Genomic DNA, 25039 nt, shown 5'->3' with positions numbered 1-25039 from the left:
CGCGCCCGGACTCGTCCCGCCGTCCCACGCGCGGATCGAGCCGTCCGGGCAGGGCGGCGGCCTGCCCGGGGTCCCGCCCCGTGCCGAGCAGCCCCCCGCCGCCCGCGCCCGGAGCGTCGCCTCCGCGCTGTCGAGGAGCATGTCCAGGGCGGTGGGGTACGCGCTGTGGTTCATGCGGGCGACGAGGAGGGGGGCCGTGGCCGCGATGTGGGGGTGGGTGGCGGGGGAGAGGCGGGCGTAGGTGGCCGCCCAGACCTCCTCGTCCGCGGCGCGGGCGGTCGCGGGCAGGGCCAGGCTCGCCGCGTCGAGCGCGGCGAAGGCGAGGGTCTGGTCGATGAAGGCCTGGTAGATCCGGACGACGTCGGCATCGGGCAGCCCCGTCGCGCGCAGGATGCCGAGGACCAGCTCGTCGCTGGCGATCTCGTTGGCCCGGCCGCTGACCCGGCTCGCGGTGAGGACGGCCGCCTCCGGATGGTCGAGGTAGGCGGTGTGGATGCGCAGGCCGATCTCGCGCAGGTCCGCCCGCCAGTCGCCCGTGGCCGCCCAGCCCCGCATCGCCCGCCCGATCAGCTCGTCGGCGATGGCCAGCGTCAGGTCGTCCGTGCCGCGGAAGTAGCGGTAGAGGCTGCTGGGATCCGCACCGAGCGCGACGCCGAGACGCCGGACGGTCATCCCCTCCCGCCCGTGCTCGCGCAGCATGCGCAAAGCGGTCTCAACGATGAGATTCTGGGAGAGGACGACGCCCTGCTTCGTGGGCTTCCTGCGTCGCCGGTCCGACTCCGCGACCACGTCCTTCGCCATGCCCGTCCCCTCTCCGCCGCACTGCCCGCCACCTTATGCCAACACCGTTGACGATCATCGGCCCGCCCCCGTTACATGACGCATCCAAGGCCTCCCCGAGGAAAGGAACCCTTGTCATGCGCGTACTCCTCGTCGGAGCGGGCGGTGTGGGCACCGCGATCACCAAGATCGCCGCCCGCCGCTCGTTCTTCGACCACATGGTCGTCGCCGACTACGACGTCACCCGCGCCGAGGCGGCCGTCGCCGCGCTCGGCGCCGACGGCACCCGCTTCAGCGCCGCGCGCGTCGACGCGTCCGACCGGGCCGCGGTCACCGAGCTGCTCCGCGCCGAGCGCTGCGACGTGCTGCTCAACGCAACCGACCCCCGCTTCGTGATGCCGCTCTTCGAGGCCGCGCTCGCCGCCGGGGCGCACTACCTGGACATGGCGATGTCCCTCTCCGCCCCGCACCCGGAGCGCCCGTACGAGGAGTGCGGCGTCAAGCTCGGCGACGGCCAGTTCGAGCAGGCCGGGGCCTGGGAGAAGGCCGGGAGGCTCGCGCTCGTCGGCGTCGGCGTCGAACCCGGGCTCTCCGACGTCTTCGCCCGCTACGCCGCCGAGGAGCTGTTCGACGAGATCGAGGAGATCGGCGTCCGCGACGGCGCGAACCTCACCGTCGACGGCTACGACTTCGCCCCCTCGTTCTCCATCTGGACGACGATCGAGGAGTGCCTCAACCCGCCGGTGATCTGGGAGAAGGACCGCGGCTGGTTCACCACCGCGCCCTTCAGCGAGCCGGAGGTCTTCGACTTCCCCGAGGGCATCGGCCCGGTCGAGTGCGTCAACGTCGAGCACGAGGAGGTGCTGCTGATCCCGCGCTGGGTCGACGCCGAGCGCGTCACGTTCAAGTACGGGCTCGGCGACGAGTTCATCGACACCCTCAAGACGCTGCACAAGCTCGGCCTGGACCGCACCGAGAAGGTGAGGCTCCCCGGCGGCGTCGAGGTCTCCCCGCGCGACGTCGTCGCGGCCTGCCTGCCCGACCCGGCGACGCTCGGCGAGCGCATGCACGGCAAGACCTGCGCCGGCACCTGGGTCAAGGGCACCAAGGACGGCCGGCCGCGCGAGGTGTACCTCTACCACGTCGTCGACAACCAGTGGTCGATGAAGGAGTACGGCTCCCAGGCCGTCGTCTGGCAGACGGCCATCAACCCCGTCGTCGCCCTGGAGCTCGTCGCGAACGGCACCTGGACCGGCGCCGGCATCCTCGGCGCGGAGGCCTTCGCCCCCCAGCCGTTCCTGGACCTGCTGACCGAGTACGGCTCCCCCTGGGGCCTGCGCGAGCAGTGATCCGACCGCGCCGACCTCCCGGAGGAGGGACATGAAAGACGACACCGCGGGCGCAGCCGCCCCGCAACCCGGACTCAAGGCCGACGCGATCGGGTTCACCGACGCGCTCGTCATCGGCCTGAACTCCACGTCCCCGGCGTACTCCCTGGCCGCCGCCATCGGCCCGGTCGTGGCGCTCGTGGGCGTCTACGCCCCCGGCGTCCTGCTCGCCTCCTTCGTGCCGATGCTGCTGATCGCCTCGGCCTTCTACTACCTGAACAAGGCCGACCAGGACTGCGGCACCACCTTCTCCTGGGTCACCCGGGCGATGGGCCCCTGGGCCGGCTGGCTCGGCGGCTGGGCGGTGGCGATGACCGGCGTCCTCGTCGTCGGCTCGCTCGCCGACGTCGCGGTCACCTTCGGCCTGCTCACCGTCGGGCTCGACGACTGGGCGGCCAACGACGCCGTCCGCCAGTCGCTGACCGTGCTGCTCATCCTCGGGATGACGGCCGTGTGCGTCATCGGCACCGAGGCGTCGGCGAAGGTGCAGAACGTCCTCATCCTCGCCCAGGTCGCCTGCCTGATCGCCTTCGCCGCCGTCGCCCTCTACCGGGTCTACCAGGGGACGGCGACGGCCGACTCGCTCACCCCGGCCGGCGGCTGGCTCAACCCGTTCGGGGCCGGCGGCGCGGCCCTGACCGGCGGACTCCTGCTCGGGGTGTTCGTCTACTGGGGCTGGGAGTCGGCCGTCAACCTCACCGAGGAGGTCGAGGACTCCGCCAGCGCGCCGGGCAGGGCGGGCGTCTGGTCGACGATCGTCCTGCTCGTGACCTACGTGTCGGTCGCGTTCGCCGTCGTCGCCTTCGCCGGCACCGCGTTCCTCGCGGACAACGCCGACGAGGAGGAGGCGATCTTCGCGACGCTCGCGAGCCAGGTCATGGGCGGCTGGGACTGGCTCCTGCTGCTCGCGGTGTGCACCTCCGCGCTCGCCTCCACGCAGACGACGATCATCCCGGCCTCCCGGACCGTCCTGTCGATGGCCCGCCGCCAGGCGCTGCCGGCCCACTTCGCCCGCATCCACCCGCGCTTCCGCACCCCGGACACCAGCACGTGGTGGGTCGCGGGCGTCGCCATCGCCTGGTACCTCGTGGTCAGCCGGATCAGCGTCAACGCGCTGTTCGACTCGCTGACCGCGCTGTCGCTGCTCATCGCGTTCTACTACGCGCTCACCGGCGTGGCCTGCGCGGTGTACTACCGGCGCAGGCTGACGCACAGCGTGCGCGAGTTCCTCTTCATCGGGGCCGGGCCGCTGATCGGGGCGGCGCTGCTCGCGTGGCTGCTCGTCGAGTCGATCGTCGACATGTCCGACCCGGCGAACTCCTACAGCGGCGTCTCCTGGTTCGGGCTCGCGCCGCCGCTGGTCATCGCCATCGGGATCGCGGTCACCGGAGTGGTCGTCATGCTCGTCCGGCGGGTGTACTCGGCGGCCTACTGGTCGGAGCGCCCCGGCGTCCTGCCCGGGGCCACGGACGGGAAGGAGCTCTGACATGGCGGTCGTCCTCGGATACGACGAGTCCAGCGGGGCGGAGCGCGCCCTGCACGTCGCCGTCTCGGTGGCACGGGCGTTCGACGAACGGCTCGTGCTCGTCTACGGTGCGGCGGCGCCCGGCGGGGTCGGCGAGGAGTACCGGAGCCATCTCGCGGCGCTCCAGCAGACCGGGCGCCGCGCCCTCGACCGCGCGGTCGAGGCGGCGTCCGCGGAGAGGGTCGCGACCACCGTCGAGATCCTCGACGCGAAGCCGGCGCAGGCGCTGATCGACGCGGCGCAGCGGCACGCGGCGCGGGTCATCGTCGTCGGGAGCTGGGGGGAGAGCCCCATGCGGGGCGCGCTCCTCGGCTCCACCCCGCACAAGCTGCTCCACCTCTCCCCGGTCCCGGTCCTCTGCGTCCCGACCGGCGACTGACCAGGCCCCCCGAACGGGACCGGCCGGGCCTGCGCCCGCCCGGTCCCGTTCGTCGTGGTCGCAGCCCGGACGTCCCGGCTCACCCGAGCGCGTGGGTCGCCGCGCGGACCGCCGCGGGGTGGCCGAGGAGGTCGGTGGAGTCGGACCACTGGTCGACGGAGCCGGTGAGGGGGAGGGCGCGCAGGACCGGGTCGGTGAGGGTGGCCGCGAGGGCGTGGGCGAAGCGTTCGGCGTGGAGGACGAGGAACGGGCGGGAGTGGTAGGGGCGGCGGGCGGGGTCCAGCGGCGCGGTGAGGCCGAGGGCGTTGTAGGCGGCGGCGACCGTCTCGTAGGCGTCGCAGAGGTGGCGTTCGCGGTCGGCGGGGTCCGTCGCGGCGAGCGCGGCGCGCAGTGCGGGGGTGAGGGCGGGCGCGATCTCCAGGCGGGCGAACGCGCTGCCGAGCCACTTGGCGTACGGGGCGTAGCGGCGCTCCAGCAGCAGGCACAGGCGCATCAGGTCGCGGACCAGGCGGCCGGCAACGACCGCCGAGCCCAGGTCGTCGCCGACCTCCGCGCAGCGGCCGACGAACGCCTCCTCCTGGGACAGCCGCTGCCACTGCGCCGCGAGCAGGTAGCGCCAGACCTGGTCCGGGTACCAGGCGAGGCGCTCCCGGAGCGCGGTCAGGTCGCCGGGGCCGTCGTGGAAGACGGCGCCGCCGGTGAGTTCGGCGAGGTGCTGCTGAGGAAGTGAGAGCCAGGTGAGGGTGTCCGGGGCGGCCTCGGATGGCATCGGGCCGAGGCGTGCGGACGTCCACGCGGGGACGTCGTGGACGGTCACGCGGTGGTCGACGGTCGCGCCGTCGGGTGCGCGCATGAAGCTGACCGGATCCGCCGGGTCCTCGCTGTGCACGAAGTGGGTCGGCCAGCCGCGGACCTCCGCCGGCAGGCGCGCGGCCAGGACATGCCGGATGTCGTCGGCGTACGCGTCGGCGTCGTCCGGGGACAGGAAGAGCTCCAGGCGCGGGCCCCAGTCGTGGTCCGCCGAGCGCGCGGTGTCGAAGCCGAGCACCTCGGAGCCCGGGCCGACGCGGGCGGCGGCGTAGGAGAGGTGCGGGAAGGCGTCGTCGAGGATCGGCCGTACGGCGTCCTCGTAGAGCACGCGCGAGAGTTCGAGGCCGGGGAGGAAGACGGGGCTCATGGCCTCACCCTGGCCCCTTCCACCCGGGAGGGCGAGCGGATTCCCCCACCGGGCGGGGCCGCTGCGGGCGCCTCCCTCGGCGGGGCTCCGAACCGGCGCACCCCCGCTCGCCGAGCCCCTCCGCTCGCTGAGCGACCCCCGGGCTCGTTGCGGGGCCTTCCCGTGCGTCGGGCGGCTCCCCGCGCTTGCTGTGCGGCCCCCTCGCCCGTCCTTGGTGCGGGGCCTCGGCGGCCTCGGCGTCGGGGCTGCCGCGTGGGCCCCCGCCTGCGGCGCAGGCTCTTGCGCTTGCTGTGTGGCGCTCGTGCCTGCCGGGCGGGCACCTGGCCCGCCGGGTGGACCCCGTTCGCGCGAACATTCGCGTCGCTCGCGATGCATGAGAACGATCTCTCGGTATACCCCTGAGGAATGACCGCATCATCGACCACCCCTCGGCGCGCCCCCGCCGAGCGGTTCGCGCAGTGGGCCGCCGGTGACGGCGCAGAGCTTCCCCTGCCCGGTTCCGGGCACACCCGTACGCGCTTCGCGGCCCTGCAGTCCCTGGCCCGCGCGGACCTGTCGTTCGCGCGGCTGGCCGAGGGGCACGCCGACGCCGTGGCGATCCTGGCGGAGCTGGGCGGACCGGCGCCGGGGCCGGGGGAGCGGTGGGGGGTGTGGGCGGCGCAGCCGCCGGGGGCGAGCCTCGACGCGCGGCCGGACGCGGCGGGCGGCTGGGTGCTCGACGGCGTGAAGCCGTACTGCTCCGGCGCGCACAGCTGCACGCACGCGCTGGTCACCGCGGACACGGCGGACGGCCGGAGGCTGTTCGCCGTCGCGACCGGGCACGCCGGGTACGCGCCGGTGGAGGGGACGTGGCGCGCGGTGGGCATGGCGGGGAGCGACAGCCCGGACGTGCGGTTCACGGGCGTGCCCGCGCGGGCGATCGGCGGGGTCGACGCCTACCTGCGGCGGCCCGGGTTCACGCACGGCGGCGTGGGCGTGGCCGCGTGCTGGCTCGGCGGGGCGCGGGGGGTCGCCGACGCGCTCCTCGCCCGGGCGAGGAGCCGCGACCCCGACCCGCTGACGGCGGCCCACCTCGGCGCCGTCGACGTGGCCCTGCACGCCGCGCAGTGCGCGCTCGACGCCGCCGCGGACGCGATCGACGCCGCGCCGTACGACGCGGGCCCGCCCGCGGAGCTGCGCGCGGCCCGGGTGCGCGCCCTCGTCGCGGACGTCTGCGCCCGCGTCCTGGACGAGGTCGGCCGCGCACTCGGCGCCGGCCCGCTCTGCCACGACGCCGAGCACGCGCAGCGCGTCGCCGACCTCACCGTCTACATCCGCCAGCACCACGCCGAACGCGACCTCGCCGCACTGGGCGGCATGGTCGCGGCCGGGAAGGCCGAGAAGGCCGAGGAGGAGGACAGCGATGACTGACCAGGGCGTCACCGGGCGCGCCGCCGAACGGCGGCGGGCCGCCGAGGCGATCGACGGGGCCGGGACGGCCGAGGAGGCGTGGGCCGGGTGGGCGGCGGCCGGGGAGTGGGCCGAGGCGGTGGTGCCGGACGGGCCGGTGGTCGTCGTCGCCGCGCACCCCGACGACGAGGTGCTCGGCTTCGGCGGCACCGCGAGCGCGCTGGCGGCGGCCGGACGCGCGGTGCACGTCCTCACGGTGACGGACGGGGAGGGCTCCCACCCCGGCAGCCGGGTGCTGCCGCCGCCGGAGCTGGCGCGGGTGCGGCGGGCGGAGCTGGCGCAGGCGCTCGACGTGCTCGGCCTCGACCCGGCGCTGCGGCACCGGATGGGGGTCGCCGACACCGGCGTCGACGCGGCGGAGGCCGAGGTCGCCGCGCGGGTGGAACGGCTGCTGCGGGAGACCGGGGCGGGGCTGTGCGTGGCCCCGTGGCGCGGCGACCTGCACGCCGACCACGAGGCGGCGGGCCGCGCGGCGCGGACGGCCGCGCGGGCGGCGGGGGCGCGGTTGTGGGAGTACCCGGTGTGGATGTGGCACTGGGCCGCGCCCGGCGATCCGCGGGTGCCGTGGGAGCGGGCGCGGCGGCTGCCGCTCGACCCGGGGGCCGTGCGGCGCAAGGAGACGGCCGTCCGGTGCTTCCGCACCCAGATCGCGCCGCTCGCCGACCACCCGGCGGTGGTCCTGCCGCCGGACGAACTCGCCCACCACCTGCGGGCGTTCGAGACCGTTCTCGTCGAGGAGGGATCCGCGTGACCGGGCCGGCATCGCGGACGGACGGCGGGCGGCCCGAGAACGGCGGGCGGCCCGGGAACGGTGCGCTGTCCGAGAACGGCACGCGGGCAGCGGGCGGGCCTCCACGTCGCGAGGGCAGCGCGGGCGACGCCCAACCGGCCACCCCTGAGGCGTACTTCAGCCGCATGTACGCCGGCACCGACGACCCCTGGGACCTGGCCGGCCGCTGGTACGAGCGGCGCAAGTACGCCCTGACGCTCGCCGCCCTGCCCCGCCCCCGCTACCGCCGTGCCTTCGAACCCGGCTGCTCCGTAGGGGTGTTGACCCGAATGCTCGCCGGACGGTGCGACGAGGTGCTCGGCGCGGACCGGGTGGAGCGGGCGGTCGCGGCGGCGGCGGCCCGCACCCGCGACCAGCCGAACGTCAGCGTGCGCCGGCTGGTCGTCCCCGAGGAGTGGCCGGACGGGCGGTTCGACCTCGTCGTCCTGTCCGAGCTGCTCTACTACTTCGACGACGAGCGGCTGCGGGAGATCCTGCGGCTGACCGCCGACAGCCTGGAGCCCGGCGGCTCGCTGGTGACCGTCCACTGGAACCACCCCGTGCCCGAACACCGGCTCACCGGGGCCCAGTTGCAGCCGTACCTGGCGGAGGTCCCCGGCCTCCTGCCCGGCCCCGTCCTCGCCGACCCCGACTTCACCCTCGCCACCTTCGCCCGCCCGCTGGCCGACGGCACGCCACCCCCCTCCCCGGCCGCGGCGGAGGGACTGGTGTGAGCGTCCGCATCGACGCGCTGGTCGTCGCGCTCCCCGCCCACGACGAGGCCGCCGGCCTGCCCGCAGCCCTCCGCTCGGTCCACCGCGCCCTGCGCCACCCCGGGCTCGCGCCGAGCGTCCTCGTCGTCGCCGCGGACGCCTGCACGGACGCCACCGCGGCGGTCGCCGCCCGGCTCGGGGCCGACGTCGTCGAGGTCGGCCACCGGATGGCCGGCGCCGCCCGGGCGGCCGCCGTCCGGCAGGGCCTCGCACGGTGCGGGGCGCGCCCGGAGGCGACCTGGATCGCCACCACCGACGCGGACTGCGGGGTCCCGCCCGAGTGGCTGGCCCACCAGCTGCACCGCGCCCGCGAGGGCTGGGAGTGCGTGGTCGGCACGGTGCGCATCGCCCCGTTCCCGCCGCTCGCGGCGTCCGTGCGGGCGCTGCACGACGCCCACTACTTCGCGGGGCGCGACGGGCCCGGCTGGGTGCACCCGCACGTGCACGGGGCGAACCTCGGCGTCCGCGCCGACACCTACCTGCGGGCGGGCGGCTTCCCCGCCGTGCCGCACGGGGAGGACCGCGCACTGGTCGCGGCCCTCCCCGCAGGCGCCCGGGTCCTGCGCACGGACGCCTGCCCCGTCGCCACGTCCGGCCGGACCGCGCCGCGCGCACCGCACGGCTTCGGCGCGTTCCTGCGGTCGCTGGGCGAGCCGGCCTGAGCGGGGCGCTGCCTCCGGCTCATGGGCGTGACCCGAACGGCCCAGCAGCCCGAGCCGTCGCCCCCGCACCGGACGACAGTGGCCCGTATGACGGAATCACGCGCGCGGCGCCCCGGAGCGGCTCCCACCGGCCCCCGCACCGTCTGCGTGTTCGCCGTCCGCCGCACGCAGGAACCGCCCCTGCCGCCGGGGCTCGCCGGCCACCCGGACGGCGGCACCCTTCGCATCACCCCGGTGGGCGCGCTGTGGGCCGTGGTGCAGGAGGTCCCGGCCCCGCCGGAGGACGGGCGGGAGTGGTGCGTGCGCACCCACCACGCGGTCGTGACCGGGTTCGCGGCCGACGGCGAGGTGGTGCCGCTGCCGGCGGGGACGGTGTTCGCGTCGGCCGAGGAGGCTGCGGCCGAACTTGCGGCGGACGGGCCGAAGTTCGACGCCGTGCTGCGGCGGCTCGCGGGGCGCGCGGAGTGGGCCGTGCGGGTCAGCTTCGCCGATCCGCCGGAGCCCGCGCCGGAGGACGCCGCGGGGCCCCCGCCGTGCGGCCGGGCCTACCTGGCGCAGGTGATCGGGCGCCGGCAGGAGCGCACCCGGCGGCGCGCGCGGGCCGCCGCGGCGGCCGAGCTGGTCGACCGCGAGGTGGGCGCGCTCGCGGAGGCCGCGGTCCGACGGGACCCGCACGGTCCCGGTACGGCGGGCCCCGACCGCACGCAGGTGCTGAACGCGGCGTACCTGCTGGCGCGCGAGCGGGGTGCGGAGCTCGCCGAGCGGGTCCAACTCCTGTGCGCCGAGGCGGAGTTCGCGGAGTCGGAGGTGGAGATCGAGGTGACCGGACCGTGGGTGGCCTACTCCTTCGCGGACGAGGCCGCGCCCCCCACCGCCGGACCGCCCGCGGCGGACGGCACACCGCCGGTGGAGGCACTCATCGCATGACGCCCGCGGGGTGCGCGACCCTGCGGTGAGCGGTGGCGCTGCTGCGGTGACGTGCGGCACCGGGGACGTACATGACGTGCGGGACGTCCCTGACGCCGCGACGCGCACGACCCGTCACGGGCGTGATCTGCGACGCATACGACCCCGTCACGGGTACTACCCGTGACGGGGTCGTGCGCGTGACGGGCGGCGCAACGCCTGGGACGCTCGTCCCGTCGGACCCGTCGGACCCGTCGGACCCGCCGGACCGCCGCACCCACCCTCGTCTCACGGACTCAGCAGCGTCTTGACCATCCCGTCGCCCTTGTCCTGGAACGTCTTGTACGCCTCCGGCCCCTGCTCCAGCGGCAGCCGGTGGGTGGCGAAGTCGTCGACGCCGAGCGGGTCGTCGTCGGTGAGCAGCGGGAGCAGGTCGTCGACCCAGCGGCGGACGTTGGCCTGGCCCATCCGGAGCTGGATCTGCTTGTCGAACATGGTGAGCATCGGCATCGGGTCGGCCGCCCCGCCGTACACCCCGGACAGCGAGATCGTGCCGCCGCGCCGGACGACGTCGATCGCGGTGTGGACGGCGTGCAGCCGGTCGACGCCCGCGGTCTCCATGAGCCGCTCGGCGACCGGGTCGGGCAGCAGCCCGGTGACCCACTGCGCCGCGCGGGCGACGGGCGCGCCGTGCGCCTCCATGCCGACGGCGTCGATGACGGCGTCGGTCCCGCGGCCGTCGGTGAGGTCGCGGATCACGTCGGGGAGGTCCTTGCCGTGCCGGCGCAGGTCGAGGCACTTCACGCCGCGCGCGGCGGCGCGGTCGAGCCGCTCGGGCACCAGGTCGACGCCGACGACCAGGCTCGCCCCGCGGTGCAGCGCGATCCGGGCGGCCATCTGCCCGATCGGGCCGAGCCCGAGGACGGTGAGCGTCCCGCCCGGCGGCACCGCCGCGTACTCGACGGCCTGCCAGGCGGTCGGGAGCACGTCGGAGAGGTAGACGAACCGGTCGTCCGGCGGACCGTCCGGCACCTTGATCGGCAGCGTGTCGCCGAACGGCACCCGCAACAACTCCGCCTGCCCGCCAGGCACTTGGCCGTAGAGCTTGGTGTACCCGAAGAGCGAGCCGCCCGTGCCGCGCTCCCGGTTCTGGGTGGTCTCGCACTGGCTGTGCAGCCCCTGCCCGCACATCCAGCACGTCCCGCAGGACACGTTGAACGGGACGACGACCCGGTCGCCGACCTGGAGCGTCCGGACCTCGGGCCCGACTTCCTCGACCACTCCCATCGGCTCGTGCCCGAGGATGTCCCCGGCGTCCAGGAACGGCCCGAGGACCTCGTACAGGTGCAGGTCGGAACCGCAGATGCCGGTGGACGTGATCCGGACGATCACATCCGTCGGATCCTTGATCTGCGGGTCGGGGACGGTGTCGATCCTCACGTCGCGCCGGCCGTGCCAGGTGAGTGCTCGCATGGCGGTCATGCCTCCTTCTGTGCGTTGCGGACAGGACGTGTGCGGGCCAGGGCCCCCGCCGCCACCCGCAGCGGGGTGTGGGCGCGCAGGGCGGCGCGGGCGGCGTTCGCGCCCGGCGCGCCGTGCACGCCGCCGCCGGGGTGGGCGGAGGCCGAGGCGAGGTAGAGGCCGCGGACGGGGGTCGCGGGGCGGCCGGTCCCGGGCACCGGGCGCAGGAAGAGCTGCTGGTGGAGCGCGGCGGTGCCGCCGTTGATCGCCCCGTCGCGCAGGTTCGCGTCGGCGGCCTGGAGGGTCGGCGGGGACAGGATCCGGCGGCCGCGGACCCGGTCGCGGAAGCCGGGGGCGTACCGCTCGACCTGCTCCTCCATCCGGTCGGCCATCGCCTCCGCCTCGCGGGCGTCCCAGCGGCCGGTGAGCCCGGCGCCGCTCGCGTCGCCGCGGACCTCGTGCGGGACGTGGGTGTACGCCCAGGCGGACTCGGTGCCGGCGGGGGATCGGCCGGGGTCGGCCGTGGTCATCTGGCCGAAGAGGAGGAACGGCCGGTCGGGGACCTCGCCGGTGGCGAGCTGCGCCGCGAACCGGGTCAGCGCGTCGACGCCGTCGGCCAGGTGCACGGTCCCGGCCCCGACGGCGCCGGGCGCGGTCCACGGGACGGCCCCGTCGAGCGCCCAGTCGACCTTGAACGTGGCGAAGTCCCACTCGAAGCGGCGCAACAGGTCGTCGCGGAGGCGCGGCGGCAGTTCGTCGGGGGCGAGCAGCTCGCCGTAGAGCTGCGGCGCGGTGACGTCGGCGAGGACCGCGCGGTGCGCCCGGTACGCGCCGCCGTCGGCCGTCCGCACGCCGAGCGCGCGCCCGCCGCGGACCACGACCTCGGTCACCCGCTGCCCGCACACCAGCACCCCGCCGCGCTCGCGCAGCCGGGCCACCAGGGCGGCGGTGAGGGAGCCGGTGCCGCCGGCCGGGGTGGGGAAGCCGTGGAACTGGCCGAGCATGGTGAGCAGCCAGCCGAAGCCGCCGCTGCCGGCGGCCTCGGGGGCGAGGTCGGCGTGCAGGGCGTTGCCCGCGAGCAGCAGCCGGCCGCCCGGCCCGGCGAACTTCTCCTCGCCGAGCCGTCGCACCGGCAGCGCGAGGTCGCGGGCGTACCGCAGCCCGCCCGCCGCGCGCACCCGGCCGGCGAGCGCGAGGCCCGCGCGGACCGGCGGGAACGGGGTGAACAGCGCGTCGAGCACGCCGTCGCCGACCAGGTCCCAGCCGCGGCACAGGTCCAGCCACGCCTCGCCGTCGCCGCGCGCGAACTCCTCCAGGCCCTTCGCCGTCGTCTCCCGGTCGCGGTCCAGGACCGCGCAGCGGCCGTCGGGCAGCGGGTGCGCGAGCACGCGCGGGGCGTGGCACCAGCGCAGGCCGTGATCCTCCAGGGCGAGGGAGCGGATGACCGGCGAGGCGGCGGCGAGCGGGTAGAACGCGCTGAACAGGTCGCTGACGAACTCCGGGTCCACGCCCCGGTCGCTGCGCACCGCGCCGCCGGGCTCGTCCTGCGCCTCCAGGACGGTGACCCGCCATCCCGCGTCGGCCAGCAGGTTCGCGGCGACGAGCCCGTTCGGGCCGCTGCCGACCACCACCGCGTCAGACATCGGCGCTGTCCCGTCCCCGCTCCGGACGCCGTCGCGGGCCCTGCTCCGAAGTCGTCCGCTCGACGACCTCCGCCAGCCGGGCCAGCATCCTGCGGTGCCGGAGCTGCATCAGCGCGTCGACGACGCCGTTGTGGACGGCGGCGCCCGGGCCGCGCAGCGGGTGCTCGTCCAGGACGACCAGCGTGTGCTCGCCCCACGGGCGGATGTCGAACGCGATCCGCGCGCTGCCGAGCGCGCCGCTGTGCGCCTCCAGCTCCAGGACGTGGGGCGGGTCGTGGCGGCGTACCACCGTCCGCCCCGTGAACTCCTTCGGCCCGAACCGCACCGTGTAGCGCAACGAGGAGCCCTCCTGCGGCCACGCGCCCTCCGCGGGGTACGACGAGTGCGTCCCCACCACCCACTCGTGGTACCGCGACTCGTCGCCCAGGACGTCCCACAGCGCCCGCGGCGGGCGCCGGATGAGCTGGTGTCGCACGGCCATGCGTGTCCTCCCGGCGGTCGGCCCGGCCGTCCGGCCGGTTCGCCCACCCTGAGTGCCCCTCGTCGTCCCCCCTACACACTCTCGCCCCCTTCCCCCTCCCCGGCACGGCGTGCGGCGGTGGGGAGGAGCGTGCGGGTGAACTCGTGCGCCCCGCGCGTGACGGAATACCCCAGGGGGGTATATGGTTCCGATCTGCACGGGGCCGTCGGGCCCGATGCGACGACGAACGGGGATGTCATGGACCACGGCGCGCACCACTCCCACGCCGCACACGGCGACGCACACGGCACCGCGCACGGCGCGACCTGGGGGACCGCGATACGGGCGACACTGCACTGCCTCACCGGCTGCCTCGTCGGCGAGGTCCTCGGGATGGTGATCGGCACCGCTCTGGGCTGGGGCAACGTCCCGACGATGGTGCTGGCGATCAGCCTCGCCTTCCTGTTCGGGTACTCCTTCACGCTCTTCGCAGTGGTCCGCGCCGGGCTCGCCCCGAAGGCCGCGATCAAGGTGGCGCTCGCCGCGGACACCGTCTCCATCGCCGTCATGGAGCTCGTCGACAACGGCATCATCGCCCTCACCCCCGGCGCGATGGACGCGCACCTCTCCGACGCCCTCTTCTGGTCCGCCCTCCTCGGCGGCTTCGCCGTCGCCTTCGTCGTCACCACCCCCGTCAACAAGTGGATGATCGGCCGCGGCAAGGGCCACGCGGTGGTCCACGCGTACCACTGAGCCGGGGTGGCGGCGGCGTCGAGGGCCGCGTCTCGACGGGCGCGTACCGGACGCCGCCGACTGCGCCGCGCTGCACGCGCGTCGTGGGGCCCGGGCGGACTGATCATTGCCGTCGTGCCCGGAGGCGGCTTAGGTTGGCGGTGCAGTCGCCGAAGTCACCTGACCGAAGAGAGCAGACCTGTGCAACCGACGTATGTCCTGGTCCACGGAGCATTCGCCAACTCGTTCTCGTTCGCGCCGCTGCAGGCCGAGCTCGGGTTGCTGGGGCACCGGTCGGTCGCCGTGGACCTGCCGGGGCACGGGTTCGCGGCGACCTTCCCGCTCGCGTACCAGGCGCCGCAGGACGCGGCCGGACTCGCCGAAGCGCCCGGGGCGATCAAGGGGGTCACGCTCGCGGACAACGCCGCGCACCTGATCGGCGTCCTGGAGCGGGCCAAGCGCAACGGCCCGGTCGTGCTGGTCTCGCACAGCCGCGGCGGGGTCACGGCCACCGCGGCGGCCAACGCCCGACCGGACCTGATCGACCGGATCGTGTACGTCTCGGCCTGGTGCCCCGTCGACCTGGAGGTCAACGCGTACTACGCAGAGCCGGAGATGGCGACGGTCGACGCGGCCGCGTTCGGGCCCGCGCTGGCGGGGAATCCGGCGGAACTCGGCGTCCTGCGCGTCAACTTCCGCACCGCGCAGCCCGAGGTCCTCGCCGCGCTCAAGGCGGCCTTCCTCGCCGACGGGACCGATGACGAGTTCCGCGCCTTCCTCAACACCTACCAGCCCGACGAGAACCTCGACGCCGGCACGTCCGCCGACCGCGCCCGGGCCGACACCTGGGGCCGCATCCCGAAGACGTACATCCGCCTTGCCGACGACGCGAGCCTCCCCCTCGCCCTGCAGGACCGCCTCATCCGCGAGGGCGACGCGCTCACCCCGGACAACCCCTACGACGTCCACACCCTGGCCGGCAGCCACCTGAAATGGCTGGTCACCCCCGCCCCGGCCGCCGAACTCCTGGCGAAACTGGTGGACTAGGGGCATGCACCCCCTCACCGCCCGCCCCCTGCGGACCGACCGGCTCGACCTGCTGCCGCTGCGCGCCGAGCACGCGCGGGAGATGGCCGCCGTGCTCGCCGACCCCGCCCTGCACGCCTTCATCGGCGGCGCGCCGGACACCCCGCAGGCCCTGCGCGCCCGCTACGAGAGGTGGGAGGCGGGCTCCCCGGACCCGGCGGCGTCCTGGCTTAACTGGGTGGTCCGCCTCCGCGACGAGGACCGCCTGACGGGAACGGTCCAGGCGACCGTCACCGACGGCGGGGCGGCGGCGGAGATCGCCTGGGTCGTCGGAACCCCCTGGCAGGGCAGGGGCATCGCGACCGAGGCGGCACGCGCGCTCGTCGCGTGGCTCGACGGGCAGTGCGTGCGCACCGTCGTCGCGCACGTCCACCCCGACCACCAGGCCTCCGCCGCGGTCGCGTCCGCCGCCGGACTCACGCCCACCGACCACGTGGTGGACGGCGAGATCCGCTGGCGGCGCGGACCGGCGGGCTGACTACGTCCGCCCGCACTCCTCCGCCCCGACGTCCGCGGCGGGGGCGGGCGCGGGCGTGGCCGCCGGTGTGCGGTAGGTCCGCAACGGCCGGTTGACCGCGGCGATGAGGACGATCGCGACCACCGCGGACAGCCCACCGGCGACCAGGGCCACAGCGGCACCGCCGGCCGAAGCGACCGCGCCCGCACGGAAGTTGCCGAGCTCGGGCGCGGCGACCCCGATGACGTGCTCGACCGAGGAGACCCGCCCCCGGGAGGCGTCCGGGGTCTCCAGCTGCACGAGGGTGCCGCGGGTGACGACGGAGACCGTGTCCGCCGCGCCCGCCACGGCCAGGCAGGCGAGCGCGAGCCACAGGGGCCCCGCGAGGCCGAAGCAGGCCAGGGCCAGCCCCCACACGCAGGCCGCGGTGAGCTGGACGAGGCCCGCGCGCGGCAGCCGCGTCACCGCGCCGGACAGCAGGCCGGCCGTGATCCCGCCGACCGCGACGGCGGACAGGAACAGGCCGAGCGTCCGCGGATCACCCCCGAACCGGGCCTCGTTGACCAGCGGGAACAGCGCGACGGGCATCGCGAGCAGCACGGCGGCCAGGTCGGTCGCCAGCGCACCCCACAGGGTCGGGCGTCGCAGGACGACGCCCCAGCCGCCGCGTTCGGGTCGGCTCCGGTGCTCGCCCGCGCCCTCGGGCCGCACGGGGGGCAGGCCGGCCAGCGCGGCCATCGAGATCGCGACGGCCACCGCCTGGGCCGCGTACGCCGCGCCGAACCCCCAGCGGGCGATCACCGCCCCCGCCGCCGCGGGGCCGACGAGCATCGCCGCCTGGAACGAGACGCTGTTCAACGCGAGGCCGGCCGCGACCTGGTCGCGGGGGAGCAGCCGTGCGGGGAACGTGCGGCGCGCGGGCGCGCCGAGCGCGCTGCAGCTTGCCGACGCGGCCACGAGCACGAACAGCATCACGATGTCAGGCTCGTTCGCGACGGCCTGGGCGAACAGCCCCACGGCCGCCAGGAGTTGTCCGGTCGTGGTCGCGCGCACCACCGTACGGCGGTCGAAGGCATCGGCCAACGTCCCGCCGAGCAGCCCGAACAGGACCATCGGCAGCCCGGTGGCCAACCCGATCGCGCCGGTGGCAACGGGACTGCGGGTCAGGTCCCATACCTGCGCCAGTACGGCGACGTTCGCCGCCTGCGCGCCCAGCTGCGACGCGGACGTCCCGATCCACAGCGCGCGGAAAGCCGAACTCCCGCGCAGAGGACGGGTGTCGAGCCCGACCCTCATCGCGGCTCCTCCAGATGGCCGCGCACCCGCTCCCGCATCGACCGCCGCTCCAGCGCCCGCCGCACCTCCGCGACGACCGCGGTCATCGCGTACGGCACCTCCGCGTCCAGCTCCGCGACGCTCGCGTGGGTGGCGCGCCACTCCGCCTCCAGGAACGGCACGAGCGCGCGGGCCCGATCCGTCAGCTCGATCCGGCGGGTACGGGCATCGGGCCCCGGCTCGGAGGTGACCAGGCCCTCCTTCCGCATCGCCGCGACCGTCTGGCTGACCGCGGAGTGCGAGCGGTCCAGCGACGCGGCGAGTTCGCGGATGGTCAGCGGCCCGGTGTGCGCGAGCCGGATCAACGGATACGCGAACCGAGGGCGCACGCCCTCGATCCCGCGCTCCGTGTGGACCTGCTCGATCTCCGCGTCCATCGACGCGAGCAGCGCGTGCAGGGAGTGCCAGGGGTCGGGCGACGTGGTGGGATCCTGGGATGTCACAGCGCTTATATAACAGCGCTCCGATATTTTCCCGCAACCCCCGGCGAGGGACCGCCGCTGCACGCCGCCGGAGACGGCGGGGTGGGTGGAGGTGCCCCCGACCGCGATATTCCGGCCCCCGACCCGCGCGGCCCCGCCCCCCGCGGGCTATGCCACCCGCGCCTCGTCCAGCCGCGTGAGTACCGCCGAGACCGTCTCCTCCGGCGTCTGCTCCGACGTGTCGAGGCGGAGCCCGAGGGGAGGGGTGGTGCGGAGGGACGCGTCGAGGGCCTCGACGGTCCAGGGACCGTAGCCGGACTTCGCGCGGGAGGCCTCGCGGTGGCGGACGGCGGCGGGGGAGGGGGCGAGGACGACGACGTACAGCGGGCGGGTCCGGACGCGGGCCACGTAGCGCGGGAGGTCGTCGCCGAGGACGACGTCCTGGACGACGGCCGTCCAGCCGTCGCGCGCGTACTCGTCGGCGACGAGCGCGGAGAGGCGGTAGCGCAGCTCCAACTGGGCGCGCGCGGCAGGGGTCTCGTCGGGGAGGAGCTCCTCGCGGCCGGAGACGGTCATCCGCCGGAAGACGTCGCCGCGGACGTGCGCGGAGCGGGGCAGCCGTTCGGCGAGGAGCTGGGCGACGGTGGACTTCCCCGCGGCCATCACACCGGTGACGAGGATGACGGGCATACGCGCCAGGGTGCCCCCGCGCCCACCCCCACCGCACCCCGGTTTTGCCGGAGCGGCAAGTTCCTTCGCCGCCGCGCGCCGCCCGCGTGCATCATCGGCACACGGCGCGCCGTACCCGGAGTGCCGGGAGACGAAGAACGGGAGGCACCCGATGGGGACGCACGACGAGGAGGCCGCGGCCGCGATGTTCGAGCCCGCGGGCTGGGACGAGCGGTACGCGGGGGACGCGCGGTTCTGGAGCGGGCGGCCCAATCCGCAGCTGGTGGCCGCGGCCGGGAGCGCCACGCCCGGGACCGCGCTGGACGTGGGCTGCGGGGAGGGCGGGGACGTCGTGTGGCTGGCGCGGCAGGGCTGGCGCGTGACGGGCGCGGACTTCTCGGAGGCCGGGCTCGCGCGGGCCGCGCGGCACGCCGAGGAGGCGGGGCTCGGCGACCGCATCGACTGGTGGCGCACCGACGCCCGCGCGTTCGACGCGGAAGGGCGGGCGTACGACCTGGTGACCAGCCACTACCTGCACGCCCCCGACGGCGGGATGGTGGACGTCACCCGCCGCCTCGCGACCGCCGTCGCCCCCGGCGGCCTGCTGCTGGTCGTCGGCCACGCCCCGTCGCACGCGTTCGCGCACGACCTCTCCGAGACCCACCGCAAGGCGATGTTCCTCGCCGCGGAACTCCTCCCCGGCCTGCCCGACGACTTCGAGCCCGTCACCGTCGAGCAGCGCTCCCGAACCCTGCACCGAGACGAGGGCCCCGTCGAGGCCGAGGACTCCGTCCTCCTGGCCCGCCGCGCCCGCTGACGCAGGTCAGCGCCCGCGCCACTCGGGGGCGAGGATCGCCCACAGCTGCTCGTCGTGGCGGACGCCGTCGTAGAGCCAGGCCTCGCGGCGGACGCCCTCCAGGGTCATGCCGAGGCGCGCGGCGACCGCGGCGCTGCGCTGGTTGTCGGCGCGGCAGATCCACTCGGCGCGGTGCAGGCCGCGGGTGCGGAAGGCGTAGTCGAGCAGCACGCCGCAGGCCGGGGTGACCAGACCCCGGCCCTCGGCGGCCGGCTCGGTCCAGCAGCCGAGCTCGCAGGTGCCGGCCGCGGCGTCGAAACCGGTGAACATCACGCCGCCGACCAGCACGTCCTCGCTCCACAGGCCGAAGAGGCGGGGCCCGTCGGCGGCCTGCCGCTCGGCGTACCGGGCGAGGGTGCCGCGCACGTCCTCGGCGACGAACCCGGCCCCGACCCACGGGCGCATGTGCTCCCGCGCCCGGTCCATGTGCGCGCCGAACTCCTCGGCGTGCCGGACCTCGAGCGCGGCCAGCCGGACGCCGTCGCGCAGCGACAACGAGAACATGGGATCCCCCTTCACGTAACGAGCGTTACGGCACCCTAAGCAGATCCGCGCGTCCCGCGCTCACGAGCCACCTCCCGCGTCCCCTCAGGTCAGCGGGATGAACGCGTGGATGCACTTGCCCTCGGGCGGCGCCGGGGTGATCGACACCGTGGACGCCAGCCGGCAGACCAGCGGCCAGCCGTAGCCGCCGGTGCGGTCCCCCGCGGGGACCTCCGTCGTCGTGGTGACGGGCAGCGTGGAGCTGCGGTCGGTGACGCTGACGAGCAGGCCGTCGGCGGAGACGTGCGCGTCGAACGCGATGAGCCCGCCGCCGTGCCGGAACGCGTTCGTGACCAGTTCGGAGGTGACGAGCAGCGCGTCGGCCACGACCACGTCGACGTCCCCCGCCGACGCGCCCAGCGGCGCGTAGAAGGTGTGGACGAGCCGCTCCACCACCTCGCGCGCCTGGGCGGCCGAGGCCGGGAGGGCCCGGTGGGGCGCCTGGTCCCCAGAGGTGAACGTCACACGCTTACTCTCCGTACGCTTCCGGTGTTACGGGCCGGCCGGCGATCGCCGCGGCACGGCCGTCACGGCCCGCGTCAACGACCACCCTACGCGCCATGCCCGCCCCGCCTCAGCCGTGTGCCGAAGGCGGGGCGTCGACGAAGGTGAACGCCTCCGCGGAGCCGGTCACCTCGAACAGCCGCCGGGTGACCTCGCCGAGCGGCCCCGCGACGACCAGCTGCACGTCCGCCTCCTGGTGCTCGCGCGCGGCCTGGAGCAGGCTGTGCAGCACGGCGGAGTCCGCGAAGCGCACCTCGGAGAGGTCCACGACCGTACGGACCGGCGCCGACTTCAGGGCCTGGCGCAGGGCCTGGTCCAGGTCCGGCGAAAGATCGTGATCGATGTCGCCGGCGCAGCGCACGACGACGTCCTCTCCCGCCGCTTCGACGCGGACCTCACCCTGGTGACCAAGCATGCGGGGATTTTCCCACGTCGGCCGCGGCCCTCGCACCCCCCTCGGTGAGACGCGCACCACGGACCCCGCGCCGACCGCGGTCCGTCACCTGCCGGCGGCCCGCCCCGCGTGCACCGTCACCAGATCCGCGAGCCCCGACACGTCGAGGACCGGCCGCAGCAGCGGGGCCGCGACCAGCTCGATGTGGCCGGCGTGCGCGAACAGCACGCTCAGGCCCGCGCTGTCGAGGTAGTCCACCCCCGTCAGATCGACCACCACCCGGTCCTCGATCCGGCCGAGGGCCTCCGCGAGCGCCGCCGTGTTGCTCATGTCGATCTCACCGACGGCCGTCAGCCGCGCGGTCCCGTCCGGAGCGTGCCCGGGGGTGAGCGTGAGCGGTGTCGTCATGGGGTGATCCTCGCGTGCATCTCGACGGTCGTGCCGGACGGCCCGGGGGTGATGGTGACCTGCTGCATCATCGCGCGCATCAGCGTCACCCCGCGGCCGCGGTGCGGATTCGCCTCCGGTCGGGGCGTACGCCAGCGGCCGGAGTCGGCGACGCTCACGTGCAGCCGGTCGACGAACGCCTCCGCCCGCAGCCGTACGACGTCGCCGGGCGCGTGCCGGTGGCCGTGCTCGACGGCGTTCGCGCACGCCTCGCCCGCGGCGACGAGCACGTTCTGCATCATGTGCGGCGGGAGCTGGCACTGCGCCAGCCAGCCGCGCAACGCACTGCGCACCGGCGCGAGTTGCGTCGACTCGGCGCGGAACTCCACCTCCAACGGGCCCGGGTGGCGGTAGAGCAGCAGCGCCACGTCGTCGTCGTACCCGCCGGCCGGACTCAGGCTCGTCATCACCTGCGAGGCCAGCTCGTCGACGGCCGCGTCCCGGCCCGCCTGGACGGCCCGGCCGGCCTGGTCGATGCCGACCGTCAGCGGCCGCCTGCGGCGCTCGACGAGACCGTCGGTGTACAGCAGCAACGTGGTCCGGGCGGGCATCACGCACTCCGCCTCCGGCCGCTCGGAGCCCGGCCGCACCGCCAGCGGGGTCGAACGCCCGTCCTCGAGGAGCTGGTTGGTGCCGTCGGTGAGCGCCAGGATGCCCGGCGGGTGCCCGGCGCTGGAGTACGTCAGGTGCCCGGTCCGCGGGTCGAGCACCCCGCAGAACACGGTCGTGCACAGCGCCCCCGGCACCCCGGCCGCGAAGTGGTCGAGCGCCATCAGGGTGCGCGCCGGGCTGCCGTCCTGCAGCAGCAACGCCCGGCAGGCGCTGCGGAGTTGGCCCATCACTGCGGCCGCCTCCAGTCCCCGGCCGACGCAGTCGCCGACCACGATCCCGATCCGCCCGTCGCGCAGCTGGATCGTGTCGTACCAGTCCCCGCCGACCTCCAGCGGCTGGGTGGCCGGCTCGTAGCGGACCGCGAAGCCCTCGGGCAGTACCGCCGGGCCGAGGATCGCCCGCTGCAGCGCGATCGCCGTCTCCCGCTGCTGGTCCATCTGGTGCGCGCGGGTCAGCCCCTGCGCCAGGTGCCCGGTGAGCACCGAGAGCAGGATCTCGTCCTCGCTGGTGAACGGGCGGCGCTCGCCCAGGTCGATCCAGAGCGCGAGCGGCCCGTGCGGGTGCTCCAGGAGCACCCCGACGCCGCGCTCCCCGGCGACCGGGGAGAGCAGCGGGCGGCTGCGGAGCCCGGTGAGGGAAGCCTGCTGCTCGGGGGTCAACCGCGCCCAGTCGAGGCCGTGTTCGGTCGAGGTGAGGACCGGCTCGCCCCCGGCGTCGAGGACCGCGCCGACCACCCGGCGGGCGTGCCACACCTTCCGCAGCTCGTCCAGCGCCCCCGCCAGCGCGTCCGGCAGGTTCTGCGCCTGGGCGAGGCGCGTGCTGAGCGAGCCGAGCGCGGTGTCGCGCTGCACGGCGTAGTGCTCGGCGGTCACGTCGCGGAAGGTGCCGACGATGACCCGCCGCCCGGTGTCGGGGTCCCGCGCCTGGTTGAAGTTGGCGCTGATCCACAGCCGGTGCCCGTCGCGGTGCACGACCGGCAGGGTGCGGGTGCCGCGCTCGTGGTCCAGCCGGGTCGCGAACGCCTCGGCGACCAGGCGGTGCCCCTCCGCGTCGGTCTCCGGATCCGGCCACCACGGCTGCGCGGGGCGGTAGGGCAGCCCCTCGGGCCCGTAGCCGAGCACCTGGGTGAACGCGGCGTTGACCTCGATCACCGCGCCGTCCTCGTCCGCGACGAAGAACGCCTCCTGCAGGGAGTCCACCAGCGCGGTGCGCCAGCGCGCGTGATGCGTCCGCAACCGCGCCAGCTCGACGTTCGCCCTCACCCGCGCGAGCAGCTCGGCGGCCGCGAACGGCTTGACGAGGTAGTCGTCCGCGCCGGCCGCCAGTCCCTCGATCGACGCCTCCTGGCCCGCCCGGGCCGAGAGCAGCAGAACCGGCACGGCGGCCGTGCGGCGGTCCCGGCGCAGGGCCCGCACCAGCGCCAGACCGTCGAGGCGCGGCATCATCACGTCGCTGACGACCAGGTCCGGGGGATCGCGGCGGACCGCCTCCAGCGCGTCCTGCCCGTCGGCGACCGTCGTGACCCGGTAGCCCGAGCCCCGGCCGTCACCGTCGCTCAGGAGCCGGACCAAGTAGTCGCGCATGTCGGCGTTGTCGTCGGCGACGAGGACGTGGGCGCCGGCCGGCGCGGAGCCGGTGGTCCCGGTCGCGGCGTCGGCCGCCGGGACCGTCTCGGACACGTCCACCCCGGCGCCCGGCAGCCAGCGCAGGGCCTCCTGCAGGTACGGGGCGGCGATGCCGGGGTCGAGGACGGGCGCGGCCGCCCCGGACTCCTGCGGCCGTGCGCCCTCCGGCAGGTGCGCGGTGCCGAACGGGAGCCGGATCGTGAACCGGGTGCCCTCGCCCTCGACGCTCTCCGCGCCGATCGTGCCGCCGTGCAGCTCCACCAGCTCCCGCACCAGCGCCAGACCGATCCCGCTGCCCTCGTCGGAGCGGGCGCGGGCGTTCTCGATGCGGTGGAACCGCTCGAACAGCCGCGGCAGCTCCGCGGCCGGCACCCCGATGCCGGTGTCGGTGACGGTGACGACCGCCTGCCCGCCCTCCGTGGCCGCGCGGACGGCGATCGACCCCTCGAAGGTGAACTTCAGCGCGTTGCTGAGCAGGTTCAGGACCACCTTCTCCCACATGCCCCGGTCGACGTGGACCGGCTCGGCGAGCGGCGCGCAGTCCACGTCGAACGCCAGCCCCGCCCGGTCCACCGCCGACCGGAACACGCTCGCCAACTCGGCCGTGAACGCGCCCAGTTCGACCGGCTCGTAGCTCGCCTGCATCCGCCCGGCCTCGATCCGGGAGAAGTCGAGCAGCGTGTTCACCAGCTTGCTCAGCCGCAGGCCGTTGCGGTGCACGGCCTCCAGCTCCTCCCGCACCCGGGGCCCGAACTCCGCCGACCGGGAACGCAGTTCGTCCACCGGTCCCATGATCAGGGTGAGCGGGGTGCGGAACTCGTGGCTGATGTTGGAGAAGAACGCCGTCTTCGCCCGGTCCAGTTCGGCCAGCTCCTCGGCCCGGCGCTGCTGCGCCTCGTAGCTGCGCGCCCCCGCGATCCCCGCGGCGACGTGCCCGGCCACCAGTTCGAGGAACCCGCGGTAGCCCTCGTCGAACGGGCGGTACTGGTTCAGCCCCGCGACCAGGAAGCCGTACGGCGAGTCGCCCTGGCGCAGCAGCGGGACCACCCGGGCGCCCACGGGGGGACGGGGCCACGTGCCGGCCGGCAGGTCGGCGAAGGCGGAACCGGTGAGCCCGACCGTGGCCGACTCGCCGCGGGCTGCGGCGGCCAGGGGCCACGGCCCGTCCGCGTCCGACGACTCCGCGGCAAGGAGCGCCGGGGCGGCCCGGTGTCCGTCGGGCAGCCCCGTGGTGCGGGCGAGGCGGGCGGAGCCGTCGTCCTCGAACAGATAGGTCAGGGTGAAGGGCAGGTCACGGGGGTTGCGGGCCATCTGCGCCCCGGTGAAGGCCAGCATCTCGCGCTCGGTGCGGGCGACCGTCGGATCGGAGCCCAGGTCGCGCAGGGTGGCCATGCGCCGCTCGCCGACGACCCGCTCGGTGTCCTCGCTGACCACGCAGAAGAGCCCGACGACCTTGCCCTCGTCGTCGCGCAGAGGGCTGTAGGAGAAGGTGTGGTACGACTCCTCGGAGTATCCCGAGCGCTCGACGAACAGCAGCAGGGCCTCGTCCCAGGTCGACTCCCCCCGCTCGACGACCTGCGCGACGCGCGGCTCGATGTCCGCCCAGATCTCCGCCCAGACCTCTCCGGCGGGCCGGCCCAGCGCCCACGGGTACTTGCTGCCGAGCGTGTCCCGGCGGTAGGCGGCGTTGCAGAAGAACGTCAGCTCCGGGCCCCACGCCATCCACATCGAGAACCGCGACGACAGCAGGATGCCCACCGCCGTGCGCAGACTCTGCGGCCACGTCTCCGGCGGGCCGAGCGGCGTCGCCGCCCAGTCGACGGCCGCCAGGTCCGGTCCGACCTCGGAGTCCGCGGCGAAGACGTCCGCGGCCGGGGTCGGCACCGGGTCCCGCCCGGTCGCCTCTGCACGCGTCACCGCTCCACCTCTCCTCGCCACCACCCGCGGCCCCGGCCACCGGCCCGACCATGCCGTCCATAGGATAA

Annotated in this window: 25 protein-coding genes; 12 read left to right on the top strand and 13 right to left on the bottom strand. The window is 75.4% G+C overall.

From position 1 onward, the window contains the following. Window positions 1–801 (bottom strand): TetR/AcrR family transcriptional regulator (locus ACFWEG_RS15215; protein WP_387214495.1); only part of this gene is annotated, 801 nt, incomplete at its 3' end. 116 nt (window positions 802–917) lie between these two features. On the opposite strand from ACFWEG_RS15215, the gene ACFWEG_RS15210 reads away from it, so the two are divergent. From ACFWEG_RS15210 to ACFWEG_RS15200, 3 genes are read left to right on the top strand one after another with little or no spacing between them, the layout of a single operon-like run. Further along, on the top strand, window positions 918–2129 hold the full coding sequence (locus ACFWEG_RS15210) for a saccharopine dehydrogenase family protein (protein WP_387214492.1): 1212 nt from the start codon (window positions 918–920) through the stop codon (window positions 2127–2129). Window positions 2130–2160: 31 nt separating this feature from the next. Beyond that, window positions 2161–3654: an APC family permease gene (locus tag ACFWEG_RS15205; RefSeq protein ID WP_387214489.1), complete on the top strand. Its 1494-nt coding sequence runs from the start codon at window positions 2161–2163 to the stop codon at window positions 3652–3654. Between the two features lies 1 nt (window position 3655). Beyond that, complete coding sequence (locus tag ACFWEG_RS15200) at window positions 3656–4072, top strand: universal stress protein (protein ID WP_387214486.1); 417 nt, start codon at window positions 3656–3658, stop codon at window positions 4070–4072. A gap of 79 nt (window positions 4073–4151) precedes the next feature. On the opposite strand, the gene ACFWEG_RS15195 is transcribed toward ACFWEG_RS15200, so the two are convergent. Then, on the bottom strand, window positions 4152–5249 hold the full coding sequence (locus tag ACFWEG_RS15195) for a DUF4037 domain-containing protein (RefSeq protein WP_387214484.1): 1098 nt from the start codon (window positions 5247–5249) through the stop codon (window positions 4152–4154). A 405-nt stretch (window positions 5250–5654) separates the two neighbouring features. Between ACFWEG_RS15195 and ACFWEG_RS15190 the strand changes: the two genes are divergently transcribed. The 5 genes from ACFWEG_RS15190 (at window position 5655) to ACFWEG_RS15170 (ending at window position 9829) form a co-directional block, all read left to right on the top strand. Beyond that, entirely contained in the window at window positions 5655–6659 is a 1005-nt protein-coding gene (locus ACFWEG_RS15190) for an acyl-CoA dehydrogenase family protein (protein ID WP_387214481.1), read from the top strand. Then, window positions 6652–7449 carry a PIG-L deacetylase family protein gene (locus ACFWEG_RS15185; RefSeq protein WP_387214478.1) on the top strand — a complete coding sequence of 266 codons (798 nt, stop codon included), beginning with the start codon at window positions 6652–6654 and terminating at the stop codon, window positions 7447–7449. Before ACFWEG_RS15190 ends, ACFWEG_RS15185 begins: the two co-directional genes overlap by 8 nt. A 164-nt stretch (window positions 7450–7613) precedes the next feature. Next, the gene (locus ACFWEG_RS15180; RefSeq protein WP_387214504.1) at window positions 7614–8201 is read left to right on the top strand and encodes a class I SAM-dependent methyltransferase; all 588 of its coding nucleotides are present in this window, start codon (window positions 7614–7616) and stop codon (window positions 8199–8201) included. Further along, window positions 8198–8902 (top strand): glycosyltransferase, encoded by a 705-nt coding sequence (locus tag ACFWEG_RS15175; protein WP_387214475.1) that lies wholly within the window; start codon window positions 8198–8200, stop codon window positions 8900–8902. Before ACFWEG_RS15180 ends, ACFWEG_RS15175 begins: the two co-directional genes overlap by 4 nt. A gap of 87 nt (window positions 8903–8989) precedes the next feature. Beyond that, on the top strand, window positions 8990–9829 hold the full coding sequence (locus ACFWEG_RS15170) for a GvpL/GvpF family gas vesicle protein (RefSeq protein ID WP_387214472.1): 840 nt from the start codon (window positions 8990–8992) through the stop codon (window positions 9827–9829). Window positions 9830–10096: 267 nt separating this feature from the next. Here ACFWEG_RS15170 and ACFWEG_RS15165 read toward each other — a convergent pair whose 3' ends face one another. Genes ACFWEG_RS15165 through ACFWEG_RS15155 form a run of 3 tightly spaced genes read right to left on the bottom strand, consistent with a single transcriptional unit; the run spans window position 10097 to window position 13393 of the window. Next, window positions 10097–11281, bottom strand: a complete 1185-nt coding sequence (locus tag ACFWEG_RS15165; protein WP_387214501.1) for a zinc-dependent alcohol dehydrogenase — start codon at window positions 11279–11281, stop codon at window positions 10097–10099. Between the two features lie 5 nt (window positions 11282–11286). Beyond that, on the bottom strand, window positions 11287–12912 hold the full coding sequence (locus tag ACFWEG_RS15160) for a phytoene desaturase family protein (RefSeq protein ID WP_387214469.1): 1626 nt from the start codon (window positions 12910–12912) through the stop codon (window positions 11287–11289). Beyond that, window positions 12905–13393, bottom strand: a complete 489-nt coding sequence (locus tag ACFWEG_RS15155; protein ID WP_387214466.1) for an SRPBCC family protein — start codon at window positions 13391–13393, stop codon at window positions 12905–12907. Before ACFWEG_RS15155 ends, ACFWEG_RS15160 begins: the two co-directional genes overlap by 8 nt. Before the next feature lie 237 nt (window positions 13394–13630). Here ACFWEG_RS15155 and ACFWEG_RS15150 point away from each other — a divergent pair, with 237 nt between their 5' ends. From ACFWEG_RS15150 to ACFWEG_RS15140, 3 genes are all read left to right on the top strand, one after another. Continuing rightward, window positions 13631–14125: a DUF4396 domain-containing protein gene (locus tag ACFWEG_RS15150; protein ID WP_387214463.1), complete on the top strand. Its 495-nt coding sequence runs from the start codon at window positions 13631–13633 to the stop codon at window positions 14123–14125. 180 nt (window positions 14126–14305) lie between these two features. Then, a complete protein-coding gene (locus ACFWEG_RS15145; protein WP_387214460.1) occupies window positions 14306–15151 on the top strand; it encodes an alpha/beta fold hydrolase in 846 nt (281 codons plus the stop codon). A gap of 4 nt (window positions 15152–15155) precedes the next feature. After that, the gene (locus ACFWEG_RS15140; protein ID WP_387214457.1) at window positions 15156–15668 is read left to right on the top strand and encodes a GNAT family N-acetyltransferase; all 513 of its coding nucleotides are present in this window, start codon (window positions 15156–15158) and stop codon (window positions 15666–15668) included. Here ACFWEG_RS15140 and ACFWEG_RS15135 read toward each other — a convergent pair whose 3' ends face one another. The 3 genes from ACFWEG_RS15135 to ACFWEG_RS15125 form a co-directional block, all read right to left on the bottom strand. Further along, window positions 15669–16943, bottom strand: coding sequence for an MFS transporter (locus ACFWEG_RS15135; RefSeq protein WP_387214453.1), 1275 nt, complete (start codon window positions 16941–16943; stop codon window positions 15669–15671). Then, a complete protein-coding gene (locus tag ACFWEG_RS15130) occupies window positions 16940–17425 on the bottom strand; it encodes a MarR family winged helix-turn-helix transcriptional regulator (protein WP_387214450.1) in 486 nt (161 codons plus the stop codon). The genes ACFWEG_RS15135 and ACFWEG_RS15130 overlap by 4 nt, the downstream gene beginning before the upstream one ends. A 147-nt stretch (window positions 17426–17572) precedes the next feature. Next, window positions 17573–18094: an AAA family ATPase gene (locus ACFWEG_RS15125; RefSeq protein ID WP_387214447.1), complete on the bottom strand. Its 522-nt coding sequence runs from the start codon at window positions 18092–18094 to the stop codon at window positions 17573–17575. A gap of 151 nt (window positions 18095–18245) precedes the next feature. Between ACFWEG_RS15125 and ACFWEG_RS15120 the strand changes: the two genes are divergently transcribed. Continuing rightward, window positions 18246–18890 carry a class I SAM-dependent methyltransferase gene (locus ACFWEG_RS15120; protein WP_387214445.1) on the top strand — a complete coding sequence of 215 codons (645 nt, stop codon included), beginning with the start codon at window positions 18246–18248 and terminating at the stop codon, window positions 18888–18890. 6 nt (window positions 18891–18896) lie between these two features. Here the strand turns inward: ACFWEG_RS15120 and ACFWEG_RS15115 are convergent, their stop codons facing one another. The 5 genes from ACFWEG_RS15115 to ACFWEG_RS15095 all read right to left on the bottom strand — a co-directional run bounded on the left by ACFWEG_RS15115 (window position 18897) and on the right by ACFWEG_RS15095 (window position 24971). Further along, window positions 18897–19433 carry a GNAT family N-acetyltransferase gene (locus ACFWEG_RS15115; protein WP_387214442.1) on the bottom strand — a complete coding sequence of 179 codons (537 nt, stop codon included), beginning with the start codon at window positions 19431–19433 and terminating at the stop codon, window positions 18897–18899. An 84-nt stretch (window positions 19434–19517) separates the two neighbouring features. Further along, the gene (locus ACFWEG_RS15110) at window positions 19518–19937 is read right to left on the bottom strand and encodes an ATP-binding protein (RefSeq protein WP_387214439.1); all 420 of its coding nucleotides are present in this window, start codon (window positions 19935–19937) and stop codon (window positions 19518–19520) included. A 109-nt stretch (window positions 19938–20046) separates the two neighbouring features. Continuing rightward, complete coding sequence (locus ACFWEG_RS15105; RefSeq protein ID WP_387214436.1) at window positions 20047–20391, bottom strand: STAS domain-containing protein; 345 nt, start codon at window positions 20389–20391, stop codon at window positions 20047–20049. Between the two features lie 84 nt (window positions 20392–20475). Beyond that, the gene (locus tag ACFWEG_RS15100; RefSeq protein ID WP_387214433.1) at window positions 20476–20778 is read right to left on the bottom strand and encodes an STAS domain-containing protein; all 303 of its coding nucleotides are present in this window, start codon (window positions 20776–20778) and stop codon (window positions 20476–20478) included. Then, on the bottom strand, window positions 20775–24971 hold the full coding sequence (locus ACFWEG_RS15095; protein ID WP_387214429.1) for a SpoIIE family protein phosphatase: 4197 nt from the start codon (window positions 24969–24971) through the stop codon (window positions 20775–20777). The genes ACFWEG_RS15100 and ACFWEG_RS15095 overlap by 4 nt, the downstream gene beginning before the upstream one ends. Between the last annotated feature and the right edge of the window lie 68 nt (window positions 24972–25039).

The sequence above is a fragment of the Streptomyces sp. NPDC060194 genome (assembly GCF_042728285.1).
Taxonomy (GTDB): Bacteria; Actinomycetota; Actinomycetes; order Streptomycetales; family Streptomycetaceae; genus Streptomyces.
This window is presented reverse-complemented; position numbering and strand designations above follow the sequence as displayed.

Bases quoted from the DNA above. Each gene is read 5' to 3' on its own strand.
- ACFWEG_RS15135 (WP_387214453.1), bottom strand. From the start codon at position 16,943: ATGAGGGTCGGGCTCGACACCCGTCCTCTGCGCGGGAGTTCGGCTTTC.
- ACFWEG_RS15140 (WP_387214457.1), top strand. From the start codon at position 15,156: ATGCACCCCCTCACCGCCCGCCCCCTGCGGACCGACCGGCTCGACCTG.
- ACFWEG_RS15200 (WP_387214486.1), top strand. From the start codon at position 3,656: ATGGCGGTCGTCCTCGGATACGACGAGTCCAGCGGGGCGGAGCGCGCC.
- ACFWEG_RS15115 (WP_387214442.1), bottom strand. From the start codon at position 19,433: ATGTTCTCGTTGTCGCTGCGCGACGGCGTCCGGCTGGCCGCGCTCGAG.
- ACFWEG_RS15170 (WP_387214472.1), top strand. From the start codon at position 8,990: ATGACGGAATCACGCGCGCGGCGCCCCGGAGCGGCTCCCACCGGCCCC.
- ACFWEG_RS15155 (WP_387214466.1), bottom strand. From the start codon at position 13,393: ATGGCCGTGCGACACCAGCTCATCCGGCGCCCGCCGCGGGCGCTGTGG.
- ACFWEG_RS15180 (WP_387214504.1), top strand. From the start codon at position 7,614: ATGTACGCCGGCACCGACGACCCCTGGGACCTGGCCGGCCGCTGGTAC.
- ACFWEG_RS15190 (WP_387214481.1), top strand. From the start codon at position 5,655: ATGACCGCATCATCGACCACCCCTCGGCGCGCCCCCGCCGAGCGGTTC.
- ACFWEG_RS15120 (WP_387214445.1), top strand. From the start codon at position 18,246: ATGGGGACGCACGACGAGGAGGCCGCGGCCGCGATGTTCGAGCCCGCG.
- ACFWEG_RS15150 (WP_387214463.1), top strand. From the start codon at position 13,631: ATGGACCACGGCGCGCACCACTCCCACGCCGCACACGGCGACGCACAC.
- ACFWEG_RS15125 (WP_387214447.1), bottom strand. From the start codon at position 18,094: ATGCCCGTCATCCTCGTCACCGGTGTGATGGCCGCGGGGAAGTCCACC.
- ACFWEG_RS15195 (WP_387214484.1), bottom strand. From the start codon at position 5,249: ATGAGCCCCGTCTTCCTCCCCGGCCTCGAACTCTCGCGCGTGCTCTAC.
- ACFWEG_RS15100 (WP_387214433.1), bottom strand. From the start codon at position 20,778: ATGACGACACCGCTCACGCTCACCCCCGGGCACGCTCCGGACGGGACC.
- ACFWEG_RS15165 (WP_387214501.1), bottom strand. From the start codon at position 11,281: ATGCGAGCACTCACCTGGCACGGCCGGCGCGACGTGAGGATCGACACC.
- ACFWEG_RS15210 (WP_387214492.1), top strand. From the start codon at position 918: ATGCGCGTACTCCTCGTCGGAGCGGGCGGTGTGGGCACCGCGATCACC.
- ACFWEG_RS15205 (WP_387214489.1), top strand. From the start codon at position 2,161: ATGAAAGACGACACCGCGGGCGCAGCCGCCCCGCAACCCGGACTCAAG.
- ACFWEG_RS15185 (WP_387214478.1), top strand. From the start codon at position 6,652: ATGACTGACCAGGGCGTCACCGGGCGCGCCGCCGAACGGCGGCGGGCC.
- ACFWEG_RS15105 (WP_387214436.1), bottom strand. From the start codon at position 20,391: ATGCTTGGTCACCAGGGTGAGGTCCGCGTCGAAGCGGCGGGAGAGGAC.
- ACFWEG_RS15160 (WP_387214469.1), bottom strand. From the start codon at position 12,912: ATGTCTGACGCGGTGGTGGTCGGCAGCGGCCCGAACGGGCTCGTCGCC.